Below are 18,267 nucleotides of genomic sequence, written 5' to 3'. Positions count from 1 at the left end.
AAGGCAGAATTGGGGCAAAGATATCAACGCAAGCGCGGAATATTGTCTTTTTTCACAATATCACCATTAAACGCCGGCGGCTTTGGCCCGCCCCACGCCCAATCAAGCAGTTCAACCGTATGAACAATCGGCACTTTTGATGCCGAGCCGATTTGCATCATGCAGCCGATATTCCCTGCAGCGATCACATCGGGGTTCTTGGCCTCTAACATTTTGACTTTGCGCTCTTTTAGCTGAGCAGAAATCTCTGGCTGCATCAAGTTGTAGGTACCGGCAGAGCCGCAGCAAAGATGCGGATCCGAAGGCTCTACGATGGTAAATCCGGCCTTCTTCAGCAGTGTTTTAGGGTGCGTTTTGATCTGCTGGCCGTGCTGTAAAGAACAGGCCGCATGATAGGCCACAACCATCGCCTCTGGGGGGCTTTCTTTGCGCGGGTTGGCGTCTGTCCCAGCGATCCATTCACGCGCTGGTTGCCAAGCTCGGCCTTCGGTATCTGTGCCGGTCAATTCCATCAGAACTTCGGAGACATCGCGAGCAATTTCGGCAACCCGCGCGGCGTCGGCCGCCAAAGGATCGTTGCGGAACATGTGGCCATAATCCTTGACGGTAGTGCCGCAACCGGAGGTATTGATCACAATCGCATCAAGCCCGCCTGCGTCCATCTCTCGCGTCCATGCACGGATGTTCTTGGCAGCGGTTGCGTGGCTTTCGCCGGTTTTACCCATGTGGTGGGTCAATGCCCCACAACAGCCAGCGCCTTCGGCAACAACAACCTCTGCACCCAGACGGGTGAGCAGACGGATGGTGGCATCATTGATGTCCGTGTTTAGGGCTTTTTGCGCACATCCCGTCATCAGCGCGACGCGCATCCGTTTGGGGACCGCAGGCGCGAATGTCTGGGGATCGTCATTCCGGCTGACGGGCGGAATATGCTTGGGCGCCATTTCCAACATGGCGCGCAGGCGGGCGTCCGGCATGAAGCGCGCAAAAGGTCGCCCGATCTTGGCCCCTAACAGCGCCACACGGAACCGCATCGGATAAGGCAAGATGCGAGCCAGGACCCAGCGCAAAGCACGATCACTAAACGGGCGTTTGTAGCGCTGCTCAATATAGTCGCGCGCGTGATCCACCAGATGCATGTAGTGCACGCCAGAAGGACATGTCGTCATACAGGCCAGACAGCTTAGGCAACGGTCAATATGTTTGACCGTTTTTGCGTCAGGCACACGCTCGTTTTCAAGCATGTCCTTAATCAGATAGATGCGCCCCCGCGGGCTATCGAGTTCATCTCCAAGAACCTGATAGGTCGGGCAAGTTGCCGTGCAGAAGCCACAGTGAACACAGGCGCGCAAAATCTCGTTTGCGCGGCTGGTGCCGGGGTCCTTAAGCTGGTCATCAGTGAATGTCGTCTGCATGTTGTCCCCTTAACCGGCAAGCAGGCTGGCACTGGCCAGACCGAACCACGGTACTGTTGTTCCCACCGAGCCCATCACAGCAGACCAGCGCCGCATGTGCATGCTCGGTTCCATCCGCCGCACAGCTTGGGTGCCATATGACAGCACACCGATCCAGCCGCCCCAGATAAAGGCGACACCTGCTCCCGTCGTCAGCAGATTGCGCCCCCAAAGGTCGGCAAAGCCATAACGCAATGTCAGGCCAGTCGCCGCGCAGATCGCTGTAAAGAGCGCCAGCCGCCTAAATGCCGTCGGTGATGTCGCTCCTTGCGTCAAAGCACGAAAAGCCAACGGCCCCCCAACGAATACAATCAAGAACAGAATCAGATAGCTCATCCCATTAAATCCTTATTCAAAATACAACGCGGGTCGAAACGGGTGCGCAAACCGGCAGTGATGCGGGCAACCCCTGGGGCTTCGGGCTCGAACCTCGATTGTCCTTCGCCACGGATCAACGTGGCATGACCGTCATAGTCCCCCAAGGCAGCGCGCACGGCATGACCAGTAGGAGCACGCAGCCAGATCAGGCCACCGGCCCAATCATACCGTACCGCCGTCGCACCGGATTTGGCCGCCAAGGCTGGCGCATCAGATGGCTTGCACGATACCCGCCAAATGTCCTCCTCCGCATCGGCAAAACCGTCCACATCCCGCCACGCGGCCCAGCGTGCGGCGCTATCCTGCTCCACCATGCTTTCACCGCCTAGCAACTTCTGAAGCGCATCAATCCGGTAGCGTACTGAGTCTTCAAAACCCTCAACCCGCAGCAGCGTCTGCCCCTCCGCCGGATCATGAGCGGCTGCAGACACCTCGAACGGACTGCCCAGCGCCTTTGCCAAGGCAGCCACCGCAGCCGTATCATCCAGACTATGCAGTACCAATGTCGCCTGCGTTTCGGGGCATGGCAGCACCTTGAGCGAGACCTCGCTCAGAACACCCAGTGTCCCATGCGCCCCTGCCATGAGCTTTACCAGATCATAGCCAGTGACGTTCTTCATTACACGACCGCCGTTTTTCACAACGTTGCCCATGCCGTCGACATAGCGCACTCCCAGCAGGAAATCCCGTGCAGCGCCGACGGAGATACGTCGCGGACCGCTCACGTTTGCGGCCATGACTCCGCCGATTGTCGGCTCGCCCATACTACCTAACAGCGTTCGGTGGTCCATCGGTTCAAACGCGAGGCGCTGGTTTTCAACGGTGAGAGCTGCCTCGATCTCGGCCACTGGCGTCCCTGAATGCGCCACTACGGTCATCGCACCTGGTTCATACAATGTAATCCCTGACAGGTCCGACGTGCTCAGCAGCGTTCCAACAACGTCAACCCCACGCGTCCCGCCACCACGTATCGCCAGTGGCGCATCTGCATCGCGAATAATCTCGGCCAGTTCAGCCTCGGTAGAAGGAGTATGCATATTTCTATTGGCCTCAAATATCTCGGAGGGTGTGGGAGGTTAGCCTCCCGACTCTGTTTTCTATTCCGCAGCCACCGGCACTTGGCGGCGACGGTCAGACGCATCAAGAGGGAAGACCTTGGCAGGGTTAAGAAGCCATTGCGGGTCGAACACATCTTTCACCGCCATCTGCGCCTCAAGATCAGCAGGGGCGTATTGCACATGCATCAGGTCGCGCTTTTCAATCCCGACACCGTGTTCACCCGTCAGGCAGCCGCCCACTTCTACACATAGCTTGAGAATGTCAGCACCAAATGCCTCACAAAGCTCCAGATCGCCGGGTTTATTCGCGTCAAACAGGATCAGCGGATGCATGTTCCCATCCCCTGCGTGGAACACATTACCTACTTTCAGACCGTACTCTTTGGACATTTCGCCAATGCGGCGCAGCACATGAGGCAGGCTTGAAACAGGAATAGTCCCATCCAAACACATGTAATCGTTGATCTGACCCATAGCACCAAAAGCGCTTTTGCGGCCCAACCAGATTGCAGCGCTTTCTTCGGCGGATTTGCTTTGGCGCAGATCGACGGGGTTGTGACGGCGTGCGATGTCCATGATCAGACCTAGCTGGTGATCGATCTCAGCATCTGAGCCCTCAACCTCGACAATCAGCAGGGCCTCACACATTGGATAGCCGGCATGGGCGAACGCCTCGGTCGCTTCGATGCAGGGGCGATCCATAAATTCGATCGCCACAGGCAGCACACCAGCTTTTATGATGTCGGACACACAGGCGCCGGCCACCTCATTATCGTCAAACCCCATGAGGACGGGACGCGCACCTTCCGGCTTGTGCAAGATCCGCAGCGTTGCCTCTGTCACGACACCCAACTGCCCTTCGGAGCCACAGATAACGCCAAGCAGATCCAGACCGCCTGCATCCAGATACGCCCCGCCGATATCCACAATCTCTCCATCCATCATGACCATTTTCACGCCCATGAGGTTGTTCGTGGTCACACCGTACTTCAGGCAATGCGCACCGCCCGAATTCATGGCGATATTGCCGGCAATCGCACAAGCCAACTGGCTGGAAGGGTCTGGCGCGTAAAAGAACCCGTTTTCCTCGACCGCACCAGTCACGCTAAGGTTGGTGCGGCCGGTCTGGACGCGGATAATGCGGTTGTCATAGTCCGTCTCAATCACGTCATTCATGCGTGCCACGCCCAAGATCACACAATCCGCCGTAGGCAGCGCGCCGCCCGCCAGCGAAGTGCCTGATCCACGCGGCACCACCGGCACACTCTCTTCGTGGCAAATGCGCAGCACGGCTGAGACTTCCTCGGTGCTGGATGGAAGAACCGCAACCATCGGGGCGCAGCGGTAAGCGGTCAAAGCGTCACATTCATACGCGCGCGTCTCCCGCTCATCGTGGATCACTGCATCAGCGGGTAAAACTGTGTTCAGTCGTTCGACAACCCGCGCTTTACGCGCAAGCACAGCAGGATTCGGGACAGGCATTTCCATAACAGACGCTCCGCAGTCGCTGATTAATTTGGTCAAATAATATTACCAATTAGAGGTTAACGCAAGTCCCTTCCCCTCGGCGCTTACTAATCCGCTCAATGTGGACGCACGTAATCGTCAAGTCTGCACATGTTCTATTCAAGACAAATTTAGATACAGTAAATGAAAGTTGGAGCATAGCAGACGGCGCTTTCCTTCTCCCTATAGCCTCACGTTAAAGCGTGGGCGCAATCACTGCTGGCATTGCCAGACACCGCCCCCTAAAACACATTCATGTTCACACTTTATATGCCCTCGGTCCTGTCTGTCTTGGACGTCGTCGCAGTGCTGGTTCTGCTCTTGCTCTGGATCAGTATCGGCTGGTGGGTTGAGCATTCCGGCGCGAAGCGACCTTCGACATCAAGCATCATGGCTGGTTACCGTCGGCAATGGATGACCCAAATGACGGGCCGTGACGTGCGGATTTTTGACGCTCAAACCATTGGAACACTCCGGCAAAGCACTGCCTTTTTCGCATCTACCTGCGTCATTGCAATTGGTGGAGCATTGGCGCTGATCGGCAATGCCGAACAAGTTGCAGGTGTCGCCGCAGACCTGACAGAAGAAACCATCCCCGCGATAGTATGGGAACTGAAACTTCTCGTGATCGTGTGCTTTCTGACCAACGCCTTTCTCAAATTCGTCTGGTCCAACCGGCTGTTTGGCTATTGCTCGGTAATTATGGGCGCCACTCCGAATGGTGCGGCCGATCCGACTGCTGCGTCTTTTGCCCGCAAAGCGGCAGAATTGAACATTGCCGCAGCGCGCAGTTTTAACAGGGGGCTACGTGCGGTCTACTTCGGATTAACCACTGTCGCGTGGCTGGCGGGCCCAGAATTTCTGATTGCCGCTGCGATTGTTACATTCCTTGTGATTTGGCGGCGGGAATTCGCTTCACAGTCACGTCAGGTCCTCTTGGAAACCGACAGCTAAGCCCTTATTTCGGTTTTAACTCTGGATAGAAATCATGATCAAACAATCGCTCTTAACTTTCACACTCGCGGCATCCCCTGCCTTTGCCGATCCGGCCACGGTGGAGAACGTCAATGTCACCAAGAACGGCAGCGGATATACGTTCAACGTAACCGTTCTGCACACTGACACCGGTTGGGATGATTACGTCGACATATGGCGAATCAAAGACTTGAGTGGCGCGGTTTTGGGTGAGCGCAATTTGGCCCATCCCCACGTGGAAGAGCAGCCCTTCACACGGTCGCTGTCGGGCGTCAAAATTCCCGCAGGTGTAGATTCGGTCGTGATTGAAGCGCATGACACTGTGAACGGTTGGTCTTCGAATGCGAAGTTAGTAAAACTGCCTTAAGGCCGCGCCTACACTCTATGGTAAGGTCCACCCGAGAGGATGGAAGTCGCACGGTATAGCTGTTCGGCCAACATGACCCGCACCATCATATGCGGCCAGACCATTGATCCAAAAGACAGCAGGTGATCCGCCTCGTTGCGCAGGTCGGGGTCAATCCCGTCCGCGCCACCGATGATAAAGGCCAAATCACTGCGGCCCGCGTCACGCCATCCAGCGATGCGATTGGCGAACTTCGGCGACGTTTCCACCGTTCCGCGTTCATCCAAGGCACAGATCACCGCACCTTGCGGCAGCGACTTGCGCAGCAACGCGGCTTCGCCCGCCATACCGCCGCCCTTGCGGTCGTCTACCTCCAACAGAAAAACCGGCCCTAGGGAGAGCCCCCGGCCGGTTCTGTCAAATCGTTTGAGATAGTCGTCAAGCAGCGCTTTTTCTGGTCCGGCACGCAGCCGACCCACGGCACAAATATGTACCTTCATCGCACGCTTTAGGAGGCAGCTTCGCCTTGCGGCAGCCACATTTTCTCAAGCTGATAGAATTCACGCACTTCGGGGCGGAAAACATGGACGATAACATCGCCTGTGTCGATCAGCACCCAATCGCCTGATTCTTTACCTTCGGAGCGCACGGCATGGCCGTACTCATCCTTGATCAGCTGCGCCAGTTTCTCGGCGATAGCGGACACCTGACGCGTCGACCGACCCGTGCAGATGACCATATGGTCAGCAATCTCGGTTTTGCCGCGCAGATCAATCTGCACGATTTCTTCGGCTTTATCGTCATTAAGCGAGGAAAGAACTGTTTCCAGCAGCAGATCGCTGGTGGCTTGCTTTTGGCCGGCCATCACGACCGCACCGTTGATCGCAGACAAATCTGCGTAAGTTTGCGTAGACAGGACATTGTCCTCCTTTTGTCGCGCCGCCGGGCCCCCGGCGCTGGGGTTTCCTTTAAATTAGCAACCCCAGCGTTACAATTCAATGACAGGCGACAATTGAGCAATTACCAGCCGTCTTCTGTGACGATTTTATCTGCGTCCGCCCCAAGGTCTTTCAGCGCGTCCCGCACATCGTTCACAAAACTCTCTGGTCCGCAGAGGTAGACAGTCTGGTCAAAGCGGGTCAAATTCTTCGTGAGGAAGGCTTTATCCACTCTTTCCTCATGCACATCGGCCCCTTGTGCGTCAGTCACAGTGAAGATGGTTTTCAGGCCCTCCATCTTCTCCCATTTGTCACGCAGGATGATGTCCTTCTCAGTTTCGTTGGTGAAAATCAGGGTGCAGTCCATCTTTCCGGCTGCATTGTGCTTATCCAGAATCGAGATGAACGGCGTGATCCCTGCACCAGCAGCGATAAAAACACCCGGTCCGTGATCAGTAATTGCCCCAAACTGGGTGACGATTTCAACCTTGTCGCCCGGTTCAAGCTTCGCCAGTTGCTCAGTCATGCCACCATGGTCAGGATAGCTCTTGATGACGAACTCCAGCGTAATGCCTTCGGGCTGGGACACAAAGGTGAACGGTCGCGGTTCATCGCGCCAGCCGTCTTTTAGTAGTGTCACTTCGGTCGCTTGACCGGATTCGTATTCAAGCCCCTCGGGCTTGTTGAACACATAGTGATTGGTATCGGGCGTCACGCTCTGTTTGCTGCGCAGTGTCAGTTCATAGGTCATGATGTATCTCCTTTGGAGACCCAACACCCGCCCAGCACCTTGTGTTCCCTCAGGTATCTTCCAGCATCCGCACTTCGCGCTGCGGGAACGGAATGGAGATGTTATTTTCCTGAAAACTGTTCCAAAGCGCCAGATAAACATTGCCGCGAATGTTGGTCAGCCCGCCTGTGGGGTCCTGAATCCAGAACCGCAGGATATAATCGACTGAGCTGTCTCCGAAACCGACGATGTGGCAAACAGGTGCCTTGTCCACCAGCACACGGTCGACAGAGGCTGCAGCCGCAATGGCCAGCTTGCGCACAAGGTGCGGGTCATCGCCGTAGGCTGTTCCGAAAAAGATATCGAGACGCACGAAGTCATTGGAGTGGGACCAATTCACCACTTGGCCGGTAATTAGGTCTTCGTTGGGGATCAGGTATTCCTTGCCATCCCGCGTAACGACAGAGGCATAGCGCGCGCCAAGCGTCTGAATCCAGCCGAACGTCTCACCCAACGAGATGACGTCACCTGGCTTAATGGACTTATCCAGCAAAATGATGACACCCGAGACAAGGTTCGACACCACCTTTTGCAAACCAAAACCAAGGCCGACACCGATAGCACCCGAGAGCACAGCAAGACCGGTGAGGTCAATTCCCACCGCGTTTACACCCATGTAAAAGGCAATGCCGTACGTCAGCAATTGCACGCCTTTGACCGCAAGCACTTGCATGGAAGGACTAATATCTTCGTTACGGCGGATAGTACCGGCAGTGGCCTGCGAGGCGATACGTGCCATAGTGGCAAGAAGCCCGATCACCACAATGGCCACGATCAGAGAAAGAACCGATAGCCGGAAGTCCCCCAACTCCAGCGCCAGACCATCAAGAAATGCAGCCGCATCCTTAGATAAATCAAGCAGGTAAAGCGTGGCATAGACCCACAAGGACCACGTCACGATCCGCCGCATCGGCCGGTTCCGCACCAACTGGGCTGCAAAGGCGATAAAAATCCACGCAAAGACCAGCTCGGCCGCGACACCAACCAGATAGGACCGCGACGGCCATGTGACGCTTTGCATGATGCCATAGGTCACCGCCAGCATCAGCAGCAACCAGATTAGCCCCAGTCGGCGCTTGATCTGGACAACCACACGCAGCTGCCATTTTTCCCAACCCTCGTGCGAGCGGACCCAGTTTTGCAGCACGGCGCCGCTTCTGGCGTGCGAAGCCCATGCGACAAACGCAAGCACCACAATGATGATGACCTGGTTCTGCCGCCAGCCCGGCTCCACCACTCCGGAGATAAATCCCAACACATTGGCCCAAAGGGCCTGCATAGAGACTAGGAAGTCTGCGAAGGGATCGGCGATGTCTTGCATGTGGGCTCCTTGGTAAGGAATCGTTGCATGAAGCGGAAGGCCCCGCAACCCTTGCAGAATTTGGCAATGCGATGTATCTGCTTGGGGATGAAACACATGCTCAACAAAACTGACCGTGCCCGCCTGCGCGAGCGCTTTTTCGGTGCCACGCATACTGCGCTGGCCCGACTATAAGCCTGCACTGCGCCCTTATTGCGCAGCCTGATCCAGCTATTCAAAACCACCACATAATCTAAGGGAGAGGACCCTATGTCCCCCAAAACGCTCTATGATAAAATCTGGGACGCTCACGTGGCCCATGAGGCCGAAGACGGCACTTGCCTGCTTTATATCGACCGCCACTTGGTTCACGAAGTGACCAGTCCGCAAGCCTTCGAAGGGCTGCGGATGACAGGCCGCACTGTGCGCGCACCGGACAAAACGATTGCCGTGCCGGACCACAACGTGCCGACCACGCTGGACCGCGCCAATGCCGCGACCATGACCGAGGACAGCCGCATTCAGGTTGATGCGCTCGATAAGAACGCCAAGGATTTCGGCATCCACTATTATCCGGTCTCTGACGTCCGTCAGGGCATCGTGCACATCGTTGGCCCCGAACAGGGTTGGACCCTGCCGGGCATGACCGTGGTTTGCGGCGACAGCCACACAGCGACCCACGGCGCCTTCGGCGCGCTAGCGCACGGTATCGGCACTTCGGAAGTGGAGCACGTGCTGGCCACCCAGACGCTGATCCAGAAGAAGTCCAAAAACATGAAAGTCGAAATCACCGGCAAGCTGCGCCCCGGTGTGACCGCAAAAGACATCACGTTGTCCGTCATCGGGGTCACAGGCACCGCCGGCGGCACCGGCTATGTGATCGAATACTGTGGCGAAGCTATCCGCGATCTGTCCATGGAAGGCCGCATGACCGTTTGCAACATGGCCATCGAGGGCGGCGCGCGTGCAGGCCTAATCGCTCCTGACGAGAAGACCTACGAATACTGCCTGGGTCGCCCCCACGCGCCAAAAGGCGCACAGTGGGAAGCCGCACTTGCGTGGTGGAAGACACTCTATTCGGACGACGACGCGCATTGGGACAAGGCCATCACCCTGAAAGGTGAAGACATTGCACCCGTCGTCACTTGGGGCACGTCGCCTGAGGATGTTCTGCCGATTACCGCCAATGTGCCTGCTGCCTCCGACTTTACTGGTGGCAAGGTTGGCGCGGCGCAGCGTTCGCTTGACTATATGGGCCTGACCTCTGGCACGCCTTTAACGGATGTCGAGATCGATACCGTCTTTATCGGGTCCTGCACCAACGGGCGGATTGAAGACCTCCGCGCAGCCGCTGCGATTCTGAAGGGCAAGAAGATCAAGGAAGGCATGCGGGCCATGGTCGTGCCCGGATCGGGCCTTGTGCGCGCGCAGGCCGAAGAAGAAGGTTTGGCGGACATCTTCAAGGAGGCCGGTTTTGAATGGCGCCTTGCAGGATGTTCCATGTGTCTGGCGATGAACCCGGACCAGCTGAGCCCCGGCGAGCGCTGTGCAGCCACATCCAACCGCAACTTCGAAGGTCGTCAGGGCCGTGGCGGACGCACACACCTGATGTCACCTGCGATGGCTGCGGCTGCGGCTGTGACAGGCAAGCTCACCGATGTGCGTGAGATGATGTAAAGACGCTCACTGCGTCCCTTCGGGACCTCGTCGCTGGCGCAACACTAGCGGCGATAGACCGAAGGGACCGAGGAGCGGCTGATGGAGGCCAGAATGAAACGACGCAATTTTCTGACGATGATGGGGGCCGCAACACTGGCCCCTGCGTTGCCAGCCTTTGGTGCGCCAGTTTCCGTGGCCGCTGGCGGGTACAACCAGTATCAATACGGTCTTGCCGTCTTCCACGCCCGCACCCGTGCAAACATCAGCGCTGCGGGCATCGCACACCGGCTTAAGGTTACGATGCCCCAAGCCGAAGCGATGATCGGCGAGATGATCGAGAACAATTACGTCAAACCTGTTCTCGGCGGCTCGAAGGTCAAAGCCATCAGCAATATCACCAAACCCGATTTTCTGGGATTTGAGCGGGCAGCACGCCAAACGAAAGCTGCCGCGCAAACCGTCACTCCCCGTATTCAGTCCCCTTTCGAAAGAACCACACCCATGAAAAAATTCACCACTCTGAGCGGCATCGCCGCCCCCATGCCCCTGATCAACATCGACACGGACATGATCATCCCCAAGCAGTTCCTGAAAACCATCAAGCGCTCCGGCCTTGGCGTGAACCTGTTTGACGAGATGCGCTATGACGATGACCGTAACGAGATCCCCGATTTTGTTCTGAACAAACCGCAATACCGTGAAGCGCAAATTCTTGTGGCCGGCGACAACTTCGGCTGCGGCTCCTCGCGTGAACATGCGCCTTGGGCGATAGCGGATTTCGGCATCACTTGTGTCATCGCACCGTCCTACGCCGACATCTTCTATAGCAACTGCTTCAAGAACGGCATCCTGCCCATCGTACTACCACAAGAGCAGGTGGACGTGCTGATGAAGGACGCAGAAAAAGGCGCCAACGCCCGGATTGAGATTGATCTAGAAAACCAGTCCATCACTTCGTCGGATGGAGAGATTTTCACCTTCGACGTCGATCCGTTCAAAAAACACTGTTTAATGAATGGCTTGGACGATATTGGTCTGACAATGGAAAAAGCAGCATCAATCGACTCGTTCGAAACTGCGGCAACACAAAGCCGTCCTTGGGTTTAACTTCGAATTAAGTTGTACCAAAATTTTCCATGATTTCCTTGTGGGCGTGCATGCCTCGCCCACAAGATGTTGCGGTTGCCTCATTCATGCCTCTGAAATGATGCAAGAACGCACCACCCGTTCCCTCAAAACGTCCAACATGCCTGCTCTTTTAGCGCAATAGTCTTGAGAACTAAGGCGAAAGAAGGCACAAATATGACAATAATGAGGCAGGCCTTCCAGACCCGAAGGCATCAAGTTGGGACAAGCACGCGGCATTGTATCGCGTCTGGCCAGTTTGAAGGGATAGAACGTTGATAGTACGTATGACCAGCGCCGTGGCGCGTGGACTTTTGGTTGCGACCTTAATCTTGACGCCGGCGCTCGTTTTGCCGGGTCTTGCCGACGACTCGACTCAAATCGTGTTGTTGGTCGCGCTTCTGGCCGCCGTTTTGACATTCACCGAATATAACTCTGTTTTCCCCAGTATCGTCGAATTCCGCGATGCCGCACCATTCAACCGGCTGCGTTTCGCATCGCTCTTTGCGACTGTCTTCATGCTCAGCGCGATCCTAAGAGGGGTTTCTGACCCGACGTTGATGACAAACGCTCTGACCTCCATCGGAACGATCGTCGGAAATGCGATTGATTTTCCTTACTCGCCAGTACGCCTTGTTGTGTTGATGCTGCCGCCCGACTCAACGCCCGAGACAATTAGCTTTGTGCGCACTGCGGCAGGGCTGGCCTATATGATCTCGCTTATTGCGATGACTGCCTTCCTTGTGCTTGTCCGTATCCTCAACTGGCCCAGCCGGTCCGGCGCCTTCAATGTCTGGGTTAACCTGCCCTTGTTCGACCCGACTGCAGGTGGAGACGTGTTGGAACGGTTGCAACGTGACGCCCGCATCAACATCGCGCTTGGCTTCCTGTTGCCCTTCCTCGTGCCTGCAGTAGTCAAACTGGCCGCTGATCTGTTAGACCCGATTACGTTGCAGAATCCGCAAACCCTTATCTGGACAATTTCGGCATGGGCCTTCCTTCCGGCAAGCATCATCATGCGTGGTATCGCCATGGGCAAAATCGCCGACATGATCGAAGAAAAACGCAAACGGACCTACGCCGAAGCTGCTGCCGAAGGCGAATTCCAGCCGGCTTGATTGCGAAAATACTCATGGCGGTGCTGGTTTTTTCCAGCGCCGCTATCAGCGCGCAGGCCCAGAGCGTGCGAATCGCGACCTTCAACGCAGAACTGACGCGCAAAGGCCCAGGCCTTCTCCTGAGGGATATCCTGCGAGGTGAAGATGACCAGATATCTGCCTTCAAACATCTGCTGATCGACGTGTCTCCCGACGTGATCGCACTTCAGGGCATCGACTTTGACCTGCGCCGTACAGGGCTTGAGGCATTGGCCGACGACCTTGCCGCAAGCGGCCTAAGCTACCCTTACCGCTTTGCGAATCCGCCAAATGCAGGACAAGTCAGCGGGCTGGACCTGAACGGCAATGGCAGACTGGGTGATGCAGATGATGCCCACGGATTTGGACGTTTCAACAGCATGGGTGGCATGGCCGTCTTGTCGCGCTTTCCAATAGGACAGGACGCGGTAGAGGATTATTCAACCTTGCTTTGGCGCGACCTGCCTGGTCACATTTACCCCATGACCGATGGCATCCCGTTTGGTGGCACAGAGGTTTTTGCAGCGCACCGTCTATCCTCACGCGGTCACTGGGTCGTCCCCATACGCACGCCTAATTTCGGCACGCTGCGCCTGATGACCTTTCATGCAACACCGCCAGTCTATGACGGTGACGAAGACCGTAACGGTCGGCGCAATCATGACGAAGTAGCCTTCTGGCTTGGTTACCTAAAAGAAAACACGACAGAATCGCCTTTTGTGCTGGCAGGCACGGCCAACACAGACCCCAATCGGGGCAGCGGACGTAAAGAAGCGATAGATATGCTCTTGGCTCACCCTGCCCTGCAGAACCCGTTTGATGACACCCCCACCGCTGACTTCGCAGAGCCCGTGCCCGGCGATCTGCGGGTGGACTACGTGCTGCCCTCCGCAGGCTGTCGCGTGCTGGATCACGGGGCGATTCATCGACCGAACGCCAGCCGTAACAGCCTTCTTTGGGTGGATATCACACCGCGCGATCCTTGACGGGCACAGCCGCGCGCGCTACGCCGTTTTGAACCAATTTCAGGAGCATTTCCCATGGCAAACCCTACTCTTTTGATCCTCGCCGGTGACGGCATCGGCCCCGAAGTCATGGGCCAAGTGACCCGCATCATCGACTGGTTCGGCGCAAAGCGGGATATGGACTTTCATGTTGAGCATGATCTGGTCGGCGGTGCAGCCTATGACAAACACGGCACGCCCCTGCATGACGACACAATGGCGCGCGCGATGGAAGTGGACGCTGTTCTGCTGGGTGCAGTGGGCGGCCCGAAATACGACGATCTGGATTTCAGCGTAAAGCCGGAGCGTGGCCTGTTGCGTCTGCGCAAGGAAATGGACCTATTTTCCAACCTGCGCCCTGCACAGTGTTTTGACGCGCTGGCCGATTTCTCATCGCTGAAAAAAGACATCGTGGCCGGTTTGGATATCATGATCGTGCGTGAGCTGACGTCAGGCGTCTACTTTGGTGAGCCACGGGGCATCTTCGAAGAGGGCAACGAACGCGTCGGCATCAACACCCAGCGCTACACCGAAAGCGAAATCGACCGCGTTGCGCGCTCCGCTTTTGAGCTGGCCCGCCGCCGCAGCAACAAAGTTTGCTCGATGGAGAAGGCCAACGTGATGGAGAGCGGCATTCTGTGGCGCGAAGTTGTGCAAAAGGTCCACGACGAGGATTACCCCGATGTCGAGCTGTCGCACATGTATGCCGACAACGGCGCGATGCAGTTGGTGCGCGCACCGAAGCAGTTTGACGTCATCCTGACCGACAACCTCTTTGGCGACATCCTCTCCGACTGCGCCGCGATGCTCACAGGTTCATTGGGCATGCTGCCGTCTGCCTCCCTTGGCGCGCCAAACGCCGAAGGCCGCCCAAAAGCATTGTATGAGCCGGTTCATGGTTCGGCCCCTGACATCACAGGTCAAGGTAAGGCAAACCCGATTGCTTGTATTCTTAGCTTTGCCATGGCGCTGCGCTATTCTTTTGATCAGGGAGACGAGGCGACCCGCCTTGAAAACGCTGTTGAAAAAGTGCTGGCCGACGGTGCGCGCACCGCTGATCTGATGGGCGAAGAAGGCGGCACGCCGATCTCGACCTCGGAAATGGGCGACGCGATCCTTGCCGCACTGGATGCAAGCCTCTGATACCAGACGGGGGTGCTACTGTATCGGGCGCCCCCTCTCCAACCATGCAAAACGCCACGAAGCGCTGCGCAGACCGCTATTCGCTGCCACGCTGACAGATTAGAGTCGCGTCATGACCAGCAGCGATAACAACCCGTCCGAAAAGCCGAGCAGCAGCCTGAAGGGCATTGCCCTCGCGCTGTTTGCTTTTGCGATCTATGCAACTCATGACGCCGCGATCAAACGACTGGGCGAAACCTATTCCCCCTTCCAGATTGTGTTCTTCGTTGTCCTGATGGGATTTCCTGTTGTGACGCTGATGCTACTGCGCAGCGACACGGCAGACACCCTGCGCCCCCGCGTTCCAGTATGGAGCACGCTTCGCACAGTGGGCGTAGTTATCACCGGATTTTCCGCCTTCTACGCGTTCTCGGTTCTACCGCTGGCAGAGACCTATGCGATTCTCTTCACAACCCCCTTGCTGATCACCGTGCTCTCGGTTCCGCTGTTGGGTGAGGTCGTGCGCCGCCAACGTTGGATAGCCGTCTTCGTTGGCCTGATTGGCGTCCTTGTGGTGCTGCGTCCAGGCTCTTCCGATTTGGGGCTCGGCCATATCGCGGCTTTAGTATCCGCGACCTGCGGAGCGTTTGTCGCTGTGATCATGCGCAAAATCGGCGGAATTGAACGGCGCGAGGTCCTGCTGCTTTATCCGCTGCTGGCAAATTTTGTCGTGATGCTGTGCGCCCTGCCTTTTGTCTATATCCCAATGCCGATTGAGGATCTGGGTCTGGTGCTGCTGATCTCAGTGCTGTCAGTGGCCGCTATGAGCCTGATGATCCGAGCCTACACCCTTGCCGATGCGGCCTTGGTTGCCCCCATGCAGTACAGCCAAATCATCTGGGCCACGCTGTTTGGATGGCTTTTCTTCGATGAGACGTCGGACATGATGACTTTTTTGGGCGCAGGGATCATCATTCTAAGCGGTGCCTATGTCGTGGTCCGCGAGAGCGGCAAGTCTGCCTCTGGCAACCAACCTGTCCTCAGAACGCTCAGCCGCCGCCCAGAAATGGGCGCGACCCCGCGCCTGAGTGTCGCCAACGGCTCCGTGCAAGAGGCCGTTGAGCACAACAACAGATGATGTCAGGGTGCGCCTAACAATCGGATGAAAGAGGCCCCCACAATGAGTGACAAGATTCTGGCAGAGTTTCTGCTGCCCACGCAAGAGCTACGCAATGACCTGCCATTTTATACAAAAACGCTTGGTATGCGCCTTGAGAATATCTTTCCTGCCGATGATCCGTCCGTGGCCAGCTTTAGCGGTCATGGCCTGCGCTTAAGGATCGAAAAAGGCGCCGATGTGCCGCCTGGACACCTGCGCATCTTGACTGATGATGTGGACGGCTTTGCCGAAGGGAAACGTGAGTTGACCGCCCCGAATGGCACACGCATCTCAATCGTGCCGCTCACGCCAAGTGTCGAGCATATCACGCCAAGTCCCGAGTTCGCCGTGCGCAGGCTAGCGGATGAAGCCCCTTGGGTGATTGGCCGCGCCGGCATGCACTATCGCGATTTGATCCCGTCGCGGTTGGGCGGCTCAATCATCGCCAGCCACATTCGCATCCCTGATGGCGGGCCGGTTCCAGATATGGTGCATTATCACACGGTCGGCTTTCAGCTTATCTTCTGTTATCGCGGCTGGGTCGATGTGCTTTATGAGGACCAAGGCGATGTGATCCGCTTGCGCGCGGGCGATTGTGTCACGCAGCCACCCGGCATCCGTCACCGCGTGGTTGAAGCATCCCCCAACATTGAAGTGATTGAGATCGGCGTTCCGGCCGAGCATGTGACGACCATCGACCATGACTTCGCCCTGCCCAATAGCGTCGGCGATCCTGCGCGCCAATGGGATGGTCAGCGTTTTGTGCATCACGTCAAAGACAGCGCTGTCTGGCAACCTGCTGCCCTTGGCGGATTCACCGCGCGGGACACCGGCATCAGCCAAGGGACAAAGGGCGTTGCCGGCATTCAGGTCCTGCGCCGTGCCGAGGGCAATTCACCGGCATTCACCCATGATGCGGATATCCACTTCACTTTCGTCATGGAGGGTACAATGACCCTGCACGCAGAGGGTCAGGATGACTGTACCCTAGAGGCTGGAGACGGCTTTGTGATCCCACCGGACATGGTTGTGCAATATCGCGACGCCTCGGATGACATTGAGCTTTTGCAAGTCGCCCTGCGCGGTAATTTCGTCACTAAACCGATCTAGTAGGGGCAATACCTTATTCAGAAAATGAGTTGATGGGGCAAAAACTCGATACTGCTTTCCCAAAAGCTCAATGTCATCCGACGATCCGCATTCCTCGACTCTGTGTCAGCTTCTATTTGACGTAACTCGTTAAGATCAAGCTCTCCCTCAACGTTAATCTTCTTGAAATTTCGCGTCTGCTCTGCCGAGCTACCAATTGTGTACCCCCTACTTAAGACAACTTTGCTATGCGCTAAAAAGGGTATCAGATCTTGACACATGTATCTTGATGCGATACATACTCTTTTGATCCAAAGCAGCAAAGGCAAACTCGCTGCAAGCGCCTTGAAGGGCAAATATGGCAAGGGCTTCCCCGGTGACTTGGTGAAGCGCACGCGGGCAATGCTCACGGCGCTGGATGCTGCGGTTGTTGTGGAGGATTTACGCTTTCCGCCCGGCAACCATTTAGAAGAGCTGAAAGGTGATCGGGCTGGGCAACATTCAGTGCGGATCAGCGGGCAATGGCGCATTTGCTTTGTCTGGACGCTGAACGGCCCTGCCGATGTCGAAATAGTCGATTACCATTGAGAGGATACGCTTATGAGCCTGCTTGAAGAACCAATGCACCCCGGTGAAGTCCTGAAAGAGCTTTACCTTGATCCCCTGGAATTGGGGGCAATTGCCTTCGCGCGGCGTCTGGATGTGCCCCGGACTCGGATCGAGCGGTTGATAAAGGGCACGACTGGGATCACGCCTGACACAGCGCTGCGGCTCGCCCGTGTCTTCAACAACACCCCGGCGTATTGGGTAAACCTGCAGACAAATTACGACATGGCGCTGGCCGCAAAGGAAATCGATGTGTCCGACATTGAACCGCTCGTTGCCGCTTAATAGGATCAGTCGAGTATTGCGACGAAATCCTCCACTTTCGCCGCAGGGGCTTCTGTGGCGAGGAAAATGCCTGCGTCGAACCCAAACCAACAACTATGGCGAGCGCGGCATTGTGCTCTGTCAGCAACGAAGCGCAGTTCGTGTCGGTGGCAACGATGGTCTACACAGTTACGCAACCCCAGCCTTTGCTGCTAAAAACGCTTTGTTAGCCGAACCGAAATAATCAACGCGTTTAAGTACATCCTGCACGTCCTTAGATCGAACGACTCCCAGCCTGTTTGAACCTGTCACGGTTTCGTGCCGCCCCCGGTGCTCGTTTAAGCCACCTTCCGTTCGA

The 18,267-nt window shown here is 56.5% G+C and carries 19 protein-coding genes; 11 read left to right on the top strand and 8 right to left on the bottom strand.

Annotation, left to right across the window (positions count from 1 at the left end):
* Positions 1-23 precede the first annotated feature (23 nt).
* From glcF to V7730_RS16135, 4 genes are read right to left on the bottom strand one after another with little or no spacing between them, the layout of a single operon-like run.
* A complete protein-coding gene (gene glcF, locus V7730_RS16150; RefSeq protein WP_335748629.1) occupies positions 24-1,415 on the bottom strand; it encodes a glycolate oxidase subunit GlcF in 1,392 nt (463 codons plus the stop codon).
* Positions 1,416-1,424: 9 nt separating this feature from the next.
* Positions 1,425-1,790: a hypothetical protein gene (locus V7730_RS16145; RefSeq protein ID WP_335748628.1), complete on the bottom strand. Its 366-nt coding sequence runs from the start codon at positions 1,788-1,790 to the stop codon at positions 1,425-1,427.
* On the bottom strand, positions 1,787-2,869 hold the full coding sequence (locus tag V7730_RS16140) for an FAD-binding protein (RefSeq protein WP_335748627.1): 1,083 nt from the start codon (positions 2,867-2,869) through the stop codon (positions 1,787-1,789). Before V7730_RS16140 ends, V7730_RS16145 begins: the two co-directional genes overlap by 4 nt.
* A 60-nt stretch (positions 2,870-2,929) precedes the next feature.
* Positions 2,930-4,378, bottom strand: coding sequence for an FAD-linked oxidase C-terminal domain-containing protein (locus V7730_RS16135; RefSeq protein ID WP_335748626.1), 1,449 nt, complete (start codon positions 4,376-4,378; stop codon positions 2,930-2,932).
* Positions 4,379-4,651: 273 nt separating this feature from the next.
* On the opposite strand from V7730_RS16135, the gene V7730_RS16130 reads away from it, so the two are divergent.
* Complete coding sequence (locus tag V7730_RS16130) at positions 4,652-5,350, top strand: DUF599 domain-containing protein (RefSeq protein ID WP_335748625.1); 699 nt, start codon at positions 4,652-4,654, stop codon at positions 5,348-5,350.
* A 34-nt stretch (positions 5,351-5,384) separates the two neighbouring features.
* A complete protein-coding gene (locus V7730_RS16125; protein WP_335748624.1) occupies positions 5,385-5,738 on the top strand; it encodes a hypothetical protein in 354 nt (117 codons plus the stop codon).
* Between the two features lie 8 nt (positions 5,739-5,746).
* Here V7730_RS16125 and rlmH read toward each other — a convergent pair whose 3' ends face one another.
* The 4 genes from rlmH to V7730_RS16105 all read right to left on the bottom strand — a co-directional run bounded on the left by rlmH (position 5,747) and on the right by V7730_RS16105 (position 8,766).
* Positions 5,747-6,217, bottom strand: a complete 471-nt coding sequence (gene rlmH / locus V7730_RS16120) for a 23S rRNA (pseudouridine(1915)-N(3))-methyltransferase RlmH (RefSeq protein WP_335748623.1) — start codon at positions 6,215-6,217, stop codon at positions 5,747-5,749.
* 8 nt (positions 6,218-6,225) lie between these two features.
* On the bottom strand, positions 6,226-6,582 hold the full coding sequence (rsfS, locus tag V7730_RS16115) for a ribosome silencing factor (RefSeq protein WP_335748622.1): 357 nt from the start codon (positions 6,580-6,582) through the stop codon (positions 6,226-6,228).
* Between the two features lie 155 nt (positions 6,583-6,737).
* Positions 6,738-7,406, bottom strand: a complete 669-nt coding sequence (locus V7730_RS16110; RefSeq protein ID WP_335748621.1) for an FAD-binding oxidoreductase — start codon at positions 7,404-7,406, stop codon at positions 6,738-6,740.
* 49 nt (positions 7,407-7,455) lie between these two features.
* The gene (locus tag V7730_RS16105; RefSeq protein ID WP_335748620.1) at positions 7,456-8,766 is read right to left on the bottom strand and encodes a mechanosensitive ion channel family protein; all 1,311 of its coding nucleotides are present in this window, start codon (positions 8,764-8,766) and stop codon (positions 7,456-7,458) included.
* 249 nt (positions 8,767-9,015) lie between these two features.
* On the opposite strand from V7730_RS16105, the gene leuC reads away from it, so the two are divergent.
* The 9 genes from leuC to V7730_RS16060 all read left to right on the top strand — a co-directional run bounded on the left by leuC (position 9,016) and on the right by V7730_RS16060 (position 17,930).
* On the top strand, positions 9,016-10,422 hold the full coding sequence (gene leuC, locus V7730_RS16100; RefSeq protein WP_335748619.1) for a 3-isopropylmalate dehydratase large subunit: 1,407 nt from the start codon (positions 9,016-9,018) through the stop codon (positions 10,420-10,422).
* Between the two features lie 483 nt (positions 10,423-10,905).
* Complete coding sequence (gene leuD / locus V7730_RS16095; protein ID WP_335748644.1) at positions 10,906-11,511, top strand: 3-isopropylmalate dehydratase small subunit; 606 nt, start codon at positions 10,906-10,908, stop codon at positions 11,509-11,511.
* Positions 11,512-11,804: 293 nt separating this feature from the next.
* Positions 11,805-12,647: a hypothetical protein gene (locus V7730_RS16090; protein WP_335748618.1), complete on the top strand. Its 843-nt coding sequence runs from the start codon at positions 11,805-11,807 to the stop codon at positions 12,645-12,647.
* A gap of 14 nt (positions 12,648-12,661) precedes the next feature.
* Entirely contained in the window at positions 12,662-13,651 is a 990-nt protein-coding gene (locus V7730_RS16085) for an endonuclease/exonuclease/phosphatase family protein (protein WP_335748617.1), read from the top strand.
* A 54-nt stretch (positions 13,652-13,705) separates the two neighbouring features.
* Complete coding sequence (gene leuB, locus V7730_RS16080) at positions 13,706-14,812, top strand: 3-isopropylmalate dehydrogenase (RefSeq protein WP_335748616.1); 1,107 nt, start codon at positions 13,706-13,708, stop codon at positions 14,810-14,812.
* A 112-nt stretch (positions 14,813-14,924) separates the two neighbouring features.
* The gene (locus tag V7730_RS16075; protein ID WP_335748615.1) at positions 14,925-15,929 is read left to right on the top strand and encodes a DMT family transporter; all 1,005 of its coding nucleotides are present in this window, start codon (positions 14,925-14,927) and stop codon (positions 15,927-15,929) included.
* Between the two features lie 42 nt (positions 15,930-15,971).
* Entirely contained in the window at positions 15,972-17,060 is a 1,089-nt protein-coding gene (locus tag V7730_RS16070; protein ID WP_335748614.1) for a cupin domain-containing protein, read from the top strand.
* Between the two features lie 258 nt (positions 17,061-17,318).
* Complete coding sequence (locus tag V7730_RS16065; RefSeq protein WP_335748613.1) at positions 17,319-17,627, top strand: type II toxin-antitoxin system RelE/ParE family toxin; 309 nt, start codon at positions 17,319-17,321, stop codon at positions 17,625-17,627.
* Between the two features lie 12 nt (positions 17,628-17,639).
* Positions 17,640-17,930 carry a HigA family addiction module antitoxin gene (locus V7730_RS16060; protein WP_335748612.1) on the top strand — a complete coding sequence of 97 codons (291 nt, stop codon included), beginning with the start codon at positions 17,640-17,642 and terminating at the stop codon, positions 17,928-17,930.
* Positions 17,931-18,267: the final 337 nt, after the last annotated feature.

It is taken from the genome of Sulfitobacter sp. (genome assembly GCF_036961165.1).
Classification (GTDB): Bacteria; Pseudomonadota; Alphaproteobacteria; order Rhodobacterales; family Rhodobacteraceae; genus Sulfitobacter.
Note: the sequence above shows the minus strand (reverse complement) of the source record. Positions and strands in the feature narration are given on the sequence as shown.

Bases quoted from the DNA above. Each gene is read 5' to 3' on its own strand.
- V7730_RS16140 (WP_335748627.1), bottom strand. From the start codon at position 2,869: ATGCATACTCCTTCTACCGAGGCTGAACTGGCCGAGATTATTCGCGAT.
- rsfS (WP_335748622.1), bottom strand. From the start codon at position 6,582: ATGGCCGGCCAAAAGCAAGCCACCAGCGATCTGCTGCTGGAAACAGTT.
- V7730_RS16130 (WP_335748625.1), top strand. From the start codon at position 4,652: ATGTTCACACTTTATATGCCCTCGGTCCTGTCTGTCTTGGACGTCGTC.
- V7730_RS16070 (WP_335748614.1), top strand. From the start codon at position 15,972: ATGAGTGACAAGATTCTGGCAGAGTTTCTGCTGCCCACGCAAGAGCTA.
- V7730_RS16125 (WP_335748624.1), top strand. From the start codon at position 5,385: ATGATCAAACAATCGCTCTTAACTTTCACACTCGCGGCATCCCCTGCC.
- leuD (WP_335748644.1), top strand. From the start codon at position 10,906: ATGAAAAAATTCACCACTCTGAGCGGCATCGCCGCCCCCATGCCCCTG.
- V7730_RS16110 (WP_335748621.1), bottom strand. From the start codon at position 7,406: ATGACCTATGAACTGACACTGCGCAGCAAACAGAGCGTGACGCCCGAT.
- V7730_RS16060 (WP_335748612.1), top strand. From the start codon at position 17,640: ATGAGCCTGCTTGAAGAACCAATGCACCCCGGTGAAGTCCTGAAAGAG.
- V7730_RS16065 (WP_335748613.1), top strand. From the start codon at position 17,319: ATGTATCTTGATGCGATACATACTCTTTTGATCCAAAGCAGCAAAGGC.
- V7730_RS16105 (WP_335748620.1), bottom strand. From the start codon at position 8,766: ATGCAAGACATCGCCGATCCCTTCGCAGACTTCCTAGTCTCTATGCAG.
- rlmH (WP_335748623.1), bottom strand. From the start codon at position 6,217: ATGAAGGTACATATTTGTGCCGTGGGTCGGCTGCGTGCCGGACCAGAA.
- V7730_RS16085 (WP_335748617.1), top strand. From the start codon at position 12,662: ATGGCGGTGCTGGTTTTTTCCAGCGCCGCTATCAGCGCGCAGGCCCAG.
- V7730_RS16135 (WP_335748626.1), bottom strand. From the start codon at position 4,378: ATGGAAATGCCTGTCCCGAATCCTGCTGTGCTTGCGCGTAAAGCGCGG.
- V7730_RS16145 (WP_335748628.1), bottom strand. From the start codon at position 1,790: ATGAGCTATCTGATTCTGTTCTTGATTGTATTCGTTGGGGGGCCGTTG.
- glcF (WP_335748629.1), bottom strand. From the start codon at position 1,415: ATGCAGACGACATTCACTGATGACCAGCTTAAGGACCCCGGCACCAGC.
- leuC (WP_335748619.1), top strand. From the start codon at position 9,016: ATGTCCCCCAAAACGCTCTATGATAAAATCTGGGACGCTCACGTGGCC.
- V7730_RS16075 (WP_335748615.1), top strand. From the start codon at position 14,925: ATGACCAGCAGCGATAACAACCCGTCCGAAAAGCCGAGCAGCAGCCTG.
- leuB (WP_335748616.1), top strand. From the start codon at position 13,706: ATGGCAAACCCTACTCTTTTGATCCTCGCCGGTGACGGCATCGGCCCC.